The sequence below is a fragment of the Lentzea sp. NEAU-D7 genome, assembly GCF_026242055.1.
GTDB lineage: Bacteria > Actinomycetota > Actinomycetes > Mycobacteriales > Pseudonocardiaceae > Lentzea.
Genome location: NZ_JAPJDL010000036.1, coordinates 78,394 through 86,226 on the forward strand (window position 1 = coordinate 78,394; position 7,833 = coordinate 86,226).

At 69.8% G+C, this 7,833-nt stretch carries 5 protein-coding genes; 3 read left to right on the plus strand and 2 right to left on the minus strand.

Features of this window, described 5'->3' with window-relative positions:
• Positions 1-146: 146 nt before the first annotated feature.
• Both ORI60_RS43105 and ORI60_RS43110 read right to left on the minus strand, forming a co-directional pair.
• The gene (locus ORI60_RS43105; protein ID WP_266043776.1) at positions 147-3,671 is read right to left on the minus strand and encodes a hypothetical protein; all 3,525 of its coding nucleotides are present in this window, start codon (positions 3,669-3,671) and stop codon (positions 147-149) included.
• A gap of 435 nt (positions 3,672-4,106) precedes the next feature.
• Positions 4,107-5,063 (minus strand): EamA family transporter, encoded by a 957-nt coding sequence (locus ORI60_RS43110; protein WP_266043777.1) that lies wholly within the window; start codon positions 5,061-5,063, stop codon positions 4,107-4,109.
• Between the two features lie 87 nt (positions 5,064-5,150).
• Here ORI60_RS43110 and ORI60_RS43115 point away from each other — a divergent pair, with 87 nt between their 5' ends.
• Genes ORI60_RS43115 through ORI60_RS43125 form a run of 3 tightly spaced genes read left to right on the plus strand, consistent with a single transcriptional unit; the run spans position 5,151 to position 7,677 of the window.
• On the plus strand, positions 5,151-5,705 hold the full coding sequence (locus tag ORI60_RS43115) for a CGNR zinc finger domain-containing protein (protein ID WP_266043778.1): 555 nt from the start codon (positions 5,151-5,153) through the stop codon (positions 5,703-5,705).
• Positions 5,706-5,752: 47 nt separating this feature from the next.
• On the plus strand, positions 5,753-6,685 hold the full coding sequence (locus ORI60_RS43120) for a LysR family transcriptional regulator (protein ID WP_266043779.1): 933 nt from the start codon (positions 5,753-5,755) through the stop codon (positions 6,683-6,685).
• Positions 6,686-6,732: 47 nt separating this feature from the next.
• Positions 6,733-7,677 carry a TIGR03564 family F420-dependent LLM class oxidoreductase gene (locus ORI60_RS43125; protein ID WP_266043780.1) on the plus strand — a complete coding sequence of 315 codons (945 nt, stop codon included), beginning with the start codon at positions 6,733-6,735 and terminating at the stop codon, positions 7,675-7,677.
• The last annotated feature ends 156 nt before the right edge of the window (positions 7,678-7,833 follow it).

A 7,833-nucleotide genomic window follows, 5' to 3' on the forward strand; every position in this document is an offset into this window, starting at 1 on the left:
GTGCTGCCACCTTCTGGAATCCGGCTCGCGGCACCCGCTCCCATCGCTGCGCCGCGCGCTCCCAGCTGGTCCACGAGGACGTCCAGAGACAGAACATCGCCGGCCACTGCGGAAGCAGCGGCCGGCGACGTGTCACTCCTGTCCGGTCAGCCTTGCTTGGCGATGTTCCACTCCCAGGCGAACTCCTCAGGTCGGCAGCCCGGCTGTCCGCCGTCGGCGGTCGGTACGTAGATCACGGTCATGTTCGGGTCGTCTTCCTTGGAACAGTTGACGACGGAGAGTCCCTGCTGGTCCTCCGGGCCGGCGAGGCTGAAGATCTTCTGGTCCAGATCGTTGTCGATGTCGAATCCGAACCTGGTCTCCCACAACTGACCTTGCACGTCATTGGCCGTACCGCATTCACCCATGGTCACTTCCGGGGTGTTCAGGGGGTTGTACATGCACGCACCCGTGACCCGATTCATGATCTTGTAGGTGTAGAAGGGCTTCGGTCCCCACGGGGTCGGCTTCTGCATGACCCGGATCAGGCGGAACACCCAGTTGTCGTTGAACTCGCCACTACACGACTTCTGGGTCAGGTAGAACCTGCCGCTGGCACCACCGTCGCTGCTGACGAGGCAACGACCGCTGTTCCTGTTGATGATCTTGGCGACCTTGTCGCCGAAAGCGGCCGTCGAGGGCATGAACGCCACTGCGTCGAACGCGATCTCCCGGCCGTTGGCCCCGGCGTTCCAGTTGCTGAGCGACACCTTGGGCTTGTCGGTGAACTTGTACGTGCCGAGCTCCACCCAGTTCGGCGGCAGGGAGAGACTGCCGGGGTCCGGAGCGGTGACCTGGACGGGGCCGTCCGCCGTGTGCACCGTGTAGACCAGCTTGCCCGCGATCTTCTCCGAACGCTTGGGCTGGTGCACCCACACCTTGATCGGCGACGTGTACGTCCGGCCGGACGTCCAGGTGGCCTGCATCTTCAGCTTCCGGCCCAGGTCGTCGTTGCCGTACGCGTGGGTGAACCAGGTGTGACCGCCGTAGCCGCTGGTGGCCTGGTGCAGGTCCATGCGTCCCACCTGCTGGCCGAAGCTGTTGCTGGAGAACTCGATGTTGAACGTGCCGTCGCGATCGATGTTCGGCCGGGCGCATCCCCGGGGCTGGGGACGGGGACCTGGGAAGCTGAACACCGGCGCGGTGTCGGCGTTGACGTCGTCGACCACGCTCGCGTCACCGGGCAGTCCCGCGTTGTCGCACGTCGGCCTGGAGGTGACGCCGTCGTCGGGCTCGGTGCCGAAGTCCGGGTAGTAGCGGAAGAACTGGTTACCGCAAGTGTAGGAACAGTCGGTCTTCCACTCGGCCGCGTCGTGCCACCAGCACTTCAGGTCGTACTGGCCCGCCGTGTTCTTGTGCGCACAGTGACCGGCGGGTTCGCCGATCACCTCCGGCGCGTCCGGCGTGATCTTCGGCCCGTTCTCGTCGCACTCGTTCTTGTCCTTCTTGCAGAAGGTGTAGATGCCGGGCTTGGCGGTCTTCTTGTTCTCCTCGCCGTTCCACCAGGCGGTGCGGAAGAACGGGACCTCCGTGACCTCGTCCTCGAAGCCCGACGGCGGGTTGCCCGCGAACCCCATCACCTTCTCGGGGTAGGGCCACTGGTTCGGCCTCGCGTAGTCGGACGGGACCGCTCCGAACGGTTGCCGGTTCTCCGGGTAGCGCGGGTTGGCGGGGTTGTTGCCCCAGCCGAGGCCGAAGGCGCCGTTCGAGTCGGGCTTTCCCGGTGCGTGGAAGCCGGAGTTGTACGCCCAGACCGCGCCGAACCAGTTCTCCAGCTTGGAGGGGTCGTTGTTGTTCATCCGGACGCCGTGGTACTGCAGCTGGTTCCACTTCTCCTGAAGGATCTGCAGACCTGCCGCGACGTTCGCCGCGTAGTCCGTGGCGATGATGACCTGCTTCCGGTACGACCTGGCGATCTCACCCGGCCTCTCCCGTCCTGCGAGCCGCATGCCGTCGGTCGTCTGCGACACGCCGTAGCCGCAGTCGGCCTGGGAGAAGTCGATGGTCCAGTCGTCGGCCTCGTCCTTGTTGTAGACGTCGTTGCCGTAGAAGTTGCCGACCAGCGGGTTGGCGTACTCGCCGGGAAGCACGAGCCTGGTGGCCTGCCAGAGGTTCGATTCCTGGCCGAGGATGCCGAGCATGACCTGGACTGGGACCTTGCCACCGCCCCTGAGCGGGAGCGAGGGGAACATGTCCTCCGCCTGGATCGCGTAGGCGGCCTGGCCGTTGTTGTGCCAGTTCGTGGGGCGCTCGGTCATGAGCGCGCCGTTGACCGCGAAGTTCGCCGCCCACTCGACCTGCTTGGGCTTGGGTTGGTAGACCTGCTTGCTGAGGTCGTTGCGCTTGATCGCGCAGCTCGCCAGGGGGTCGCTCATGTCCTGGTTGGCGGCCTGGGCCCCCACCTCCGACTGCGTGCCGGCGCTCGGCGCCGGGACAGCGGGCTGTGGCGACTGCGGCTTCGGAGCAGTGGCGGCGGGATCGACGGTGAAACCGATGTCCTTGCCGGTCTTGGTGCTCTTCGCCTTGATGTGCACGGGCTCTGCCTTGCCGGGGTTCTTGGAGAACACGCCGGGGGTGCCGCCGTCGGCCCGGTTCACTGCGGTGACCACGGCTTCGCCGCGCAGCGAGAGCTGTGCGTCGGCAGGCACGTCCATCTTGCTGACGACCGAGGGCAGCTTCTCGACCTTGCCGGGCTTGCCCGTGATGGCGACCTTGCCGCCGAGCATCCGTGCGACTCCGACCTCGCCCGCCTTGCCCTCGGCGAGCGTGGTGGCCGCGGTCTCCTTGGCGACGTTCGTGGCGATCCGCTTCACGCGGTTCGTCTTGTCGTCGCCTTCGAGGTAGACGACACCACCCTCGGCGTCGGGCTTCAGGTAGAACGCCGAACCCTTGGTGGTGTTCGTGAGCCTGGTGCGCTTGCCGTCGTCCGCGATGCGCTGGACCGACGCTCCCGCGACCGCGACGATGCCGTCGCGAGTCGGGACCGCCGACGTCACCTGACCGGTCAGCTCGATGCGCTTCTGCAGTTTGCCGGACGTGGCGTCGACCTTGACCAGACCCGTCTGGCCCTTGTCCTCGGTCGCGTCCTGCGTCAGGACCGCCGTCTCGTCGAGACCGCAGCCGGGGCTGAAGTAGGCCAGCGTGGTGCGGATGGGGAGCTTCGTGACCGCGCCGGTGTTCAGGTCGACGGTCGCGGTGAACGCACCGCGCGCCATCAGCACTTCCTTGTTCGTGTACGTGCGCGGCGCGTAGGCCACCACCACACGATCACCGGATCCGGTCACGCAGGCGTTGCCGATCCACAGGTCCGCTTCGACCGCCGGCTGGTTCAGCGTGGCGACTGTCTTCCACGCGTAACCGGACTTGGCGGTCGCGACCATGACGTGGAAACCGGTCTGGTCGCCCATGGTCGTCCACAGCTTGTCGTCCGACTTCTGCCAGTCCTTGCCGAGCACCTCCTGGCGCTTCTCGGCCGCGACGGCGGGCGGGTCCTTCGGCAGCGGCTTCGATGCTGTGTTGTTCGGCCCCGGGCCGGGTGCCGCGACCGCTGACGCGGTTCCGGTCAGCATCAGCGCCGCGGTGCTGAGCGCGATCCCGCGCCACAGCCGCCGGCTTCTTCCTGTTCGAGCCATCCAAATCCCCCAGGACCTGTAGCTGATGGCCTTGTCGTCCGCGCACCACGGGCGACGCGCACGACAGCGACGCCTCGTCGTGGACAAGGCGTGCGAGTACTGGCGCGATCCCCCAGGCGAGACTTCAAGCCCCGTTTCACGGCACAGCTAAGTGCGGCCCGTGAACGCTGTCAAGATCGGGTGAAGTACGGGCCCCGACGGCGTTCCACGAACGGCGGACCGGACCATCCGGCGACGTGCCGCGCGGAGCCGCTCTCCTCCGATCAAAGCGCGTATGGCCTGCCGCAACGGAGAAATCGCGGACATGTCGCCGGCTTCGCCTCCGGGGGCACGGTCACCACCGAGGCGATGCGGTGTGGGACAGCAGTTGCACAGCAGCCGTGCCTCCAGTTCCTCGATGACCTGCCCGGTGTTGGCGCTCGCGTACCTGCGTGGTCAGCGGGCCGCCACGTCCTTCGCAATGGCCGGCTCCACGACCGGTTCCACCTTCTCGCGTTCGGCGCGGACCGACGCGATGCCGCCCAGGATCAGCAGGCCGCCGAGCAGTTGCAACGGCGAGAGCCCCTCGCCCAGCAGCAGCCACGCGAACAGCGAGGCGGACACGACCTCCAGCAGCGCGATGAACGACGCCAGCCGCGAGCCGAGGATCCCCGAGGCGGTGATGCCGCTCGCGTACGCCAGCGCGGTGCCGACGACCGCGACGACGAGCAGCGGAACCCACCAGGGCGCGGGGGTGCCGAACAGCGGCACGTCGCCGAACGTGGCGGTGAACGGCAGCAGGCCGGTGGCTCCCACCAGGGCGAGGACCGGGACGGCGAGCAGCAGTCCCGCTCCGGCCAGTGCCACCGGTGGCAGGCCGTTGTTGGGGCGGGCGGCGATCACGAAGTACACGGAGCACCCGATGGCGGCACCGCAGGCGGCGGCCAGGCCGATCGGGTCGACGGCCTGGATCGCGCCGGGGCCGATCACCAGCACCAGGCCGCCGACCGCGAGCACCGAGCCGATCAGGACGACGGGGGCGGGCGTTCGCCTGCTGACCGCCCAGGTGAAGCCGACGAGCAGCAGCGGCGCGAGGAACTCGATGAGCAGCGCGGTCGCCACCGGGATCCGCTGGATGGCGGCGAAGTACAGGACCTGGGTGACCGCCACGCCCACCAGGCCCATGCCCAGCACGGGCCAGCGGGCCTGCAGCAGCAACGACCAGCGGCCGCGCATCAGGACGAGGACGAACGGCAGCAGCACCAGGCCGGCGGCGAGCGCACGGGCCGTCACGGCGGCCGCGGGGGACCAGCCGGCCTCCAGCAGCGGTTTGACGAACGCGCCGGAGGTGCCGAACGAGATGAACGAGACCGCCGCGGCGATCAGGCCCATGGACTTCGACGGAGTTCCCATGGTCGCGTGCCTCCCGGTTCCGGACGGTGTCATGGCCTAACCTGGCTCATGCCCCTGACGCTAGGCCGGTCTCGGTAAGGAGTCAATTTGCGTTTTGCCCCTGACACGGAGGAGTCGCTCGCCTTCGTCGTGGCACTGTGCAACACGGATCCGTCGGCGTCGCGTGGCGGCGACGACGAGCTGGCCACCGTCGAGCAGTTGCGGGCTCTGCTCAGCCGGTTCCGCTACACGGGACGCATCGACGGCGACGAGGCGGAACTGGAGGACGTCCACCTGACACGCGCTCTGCTCAGGCGCGTGTGGTCGCTCAGCCGCGACGACGCGGTCGAGGCCGTCAACAAGATGCTGCGCGACGCGAAGGCGCTGCCGCATCTCGTGCGGCACGACGACCTCGACTGGCACATGCACGCCACCGAGCCCACCTCGCCGCTTGCCGAACGCATGCGGGTCGAGGCCGCGCTCGCCCTCATCGACGTGATCCGGATGAACGAGATGGACCGCCTGCGGGTCTGTGCGGCCGACGACTGCGAGGGTCTCCTGCTCGACCTGTCCCGCAACGGGGTGAAGCGGTTCTGCAGCGTGCGGTGCGGCAACCGGATGAACATGATCGCGTTCCGCGAACGGCGCGCCGAGGGCCGGTGATCGGCCTCCGATGCTCGCCGGGCATCGGACGTGGTTGGCTGGCGGATGTGGAACTGCGACAACTGCGTTACGTCGTGGCGGTGGCGGAACACCGGCACTTCCGGCGGGCGGCACTCGCGCTCGGCATGACCCAGCCCTCCCTGTCGCGGCAGGTGGGAGCGGTCGAACGCGAGCTGGGGACCCCGCTGTTCGAACGGACCGCACGGGGCGTGGTGCCGACGGCGGCGGGCGCGGTCTACGTCGTGCACGCACGGCGGGTCCTGGACCAGGTCGAAGCCGGGGCGACCGAGGCGCAGCGGGCGGCGCGCGGGCAGGCCGGCTCGTTGCGGCTGGGCTTCGTCGGCGAGGCGCTGATCGAGCTGCTGCCGTCGCTGCTGGCGCGGTTCCGGTCGGCGCACCCCGGCGTGGTCCTGGAGTGCCGCGAACTGTCCACCGCGCAGAGCGGCGCGGCACTGCTCGCGGGAGACATCGACCTGGCGATCAGCCGTGGTGCGCCAGGGGGAGAGGGCGCCGAGAGGCTGACCGCGGTTCCGGTCGCCGCCGACCACCTGATCGCCGTGTGCCACCGCGCCCACCCCTTCGCGGGCCAGCCGGCGATCGCGCCGGGACAGCTGCGGGGCCAGCCGCTGATCGCCGCGCCCGCCGCCGACGAACCGGCCGCGATGCGCGTGCTGGCGCCGTTGATCGAGGCCGCGAGCGGGGTGACGCACGCTCGCGACGTGCACACCGTCATCGGGCTGGCGGCCTGCGGGATGGGCGTAGGGCTGGTGCCCTCGAGCGTGCGCCGGCTGGCCCGCGCGGAGACCGTCATGGTGGAGGTCGACCCGCCGCTGCGGCTGCCGGATCTCACCATGTCCTTCCGCGCCAACGACATCTCGCCGCCACTCGGCGCCTTCCTGGACGTCACGAGAGCGCACTGCCCCGGCACGGGAAAGCTGCTGACCCGCCTGATGCCCCGCAAGCATCAGAAGCGGGGATGAGAGGCATCAGCCGCACGACCGGGGTTCACCGCGGGTGACATGGGTGCATGTCGATCACTTCGCAAGCCGTGCGGTACGGCGTCACCCTGGCGGGCACGGCAGGGGACAACCTGGTCGAGGCCGTCGTGGACGAGGCCCTGGAAGCGGCCGGGCACGGCGCCGGCTCGGTGTGGACGGGACAGCGGCTCGACTACGACGCGATCGGCCTGGCCGGGCTCGTCGCGGCACGGGTTCCCGGCATCGAGGTCGGTGTGTCCGCCGTACCGGTGTTCGCCCGGCACCCGCTGCTCGTGGCGAGCCAGGCGCAGACCACGCAGGCCGCCGCGGGAGGCCGGTTCCACCTCGCCGTCGCCCTGGGCGCGCCGCCGATCATCGAGCGGGCGTTCGGCCTGCCGTGGGAACGGCCGGTGGCACGCCTGCGCGAGTTCCTCACCGCCCTGGGCCCGCTGCTCCGGGGCGAGCCGGTCGAGCACGAAGGCGAGCTGATCACCGCCCGTTCGATGCTGCCCACGCACGTTCCCGGAGCATCGGCGACCCCTCTGCTCGTCGCGGCCATGGCCCCGAAGGCGCTGCGGACCGCCGGGGAACTGGCGGACGGCACCGTTCCGTACCTGGCCGGTCCGCGCGCGCTGGCCGAGCACATCGTGCCCGCCATCACCGCCGCGGCGGCCGGTGCCGGTCGTCCGGCGCCCCGCGTCGTCGCCCTCGTTCCCGCGGCGGTCACCACGAGCGCGGACGCACGCGACGCGATGGCCGGCGGCCTCGCCTTCTACACCCAGTTCGAGTCCTACCGGCGCGTTCTCGCGCTCAACGGCACCGAGAACCCCGCCGACCTGGCGTTGATCGGCGACGAGGACGAGGTGGCGGCCGGGCTGCGCGCCTACGTGGAGGCCGGTGCCACGGAGGTCGTCCTCACCGCGCACCACGACCTGGACGCGGCCACGCAGAGCAGGACGCGCCGCCTGGCCGGGGCGCTCCAGCGCGACTCCTAGGCCGTGTCCCGGAAGTCCGTCGGGCGGCAGTAGCGGCCGAGGGCCCCGGATACGACACCGCCGCGACGCCCGAATACGCCCGGTATGAGGGCATCGCGGCGGCGCCGTCTCCGGGTCTCTCGCCCGCGCCTGCCACCGGACGAACTTCCGGGACAC